This window comes from Shigella sp. FC1967 (assembly GCF_001743005.1).
Taxonomy (GTDB): Bacteria; Pseudomonadota; Gammaproteobacteria; order Enterobacterales; family Enterobacteriaceae; genus Proteus.
The window spans coordinates 1-337 of record NZ_MIIZ01001469.1 but is presented as its reverse complement, the minus strand read 5'-3'; the positions used below and the strand labels follow the sequence as shown (position 1 = coordinate 337).

Here is a 337-nt window from a genome sequence, read left to right as displayed (position 1 = left end):
GGGCGTGGTGGAAATCAGAGAACATGCCTTATGAGCTGCGCTCGGCCACTCTGTTTTTGTCCGAACAGGACATATCAACCACACAGCCGGTGCCCATGCACGGCAGGGTTGATCAGGTGTACCAAACCAAGAATGGGGTTCTCATTCCTTTGGACACCAAGCTGCGCCAGGTAAACCACATCTATGAGTCGGACATTATCCAGCTCTCGGTTTACCGGGTAATTCTGTCACACAAGTACAAGGCACCGTTGCCAAGTACGGCTATGTCCGAACCGTTGTTGAGACAGCGGACGGGGATAGAGTCCGTTACATCAAGACAAACCTTCTCAGCGAAAAA

The 337-nt window shown here is 51.6% G+C and carries 1 pseudogene; it reads left to right on the top strand.

Going from position 1 to position 337, the window contains the following annotated elements:
- Window positions 1-23 precede the first annotated feature (23 nt).
- Window positions 24-337, top strand: a pseudogene (locus BHE89_RS23085) (hypothetical protein); the annotation flags it as partial.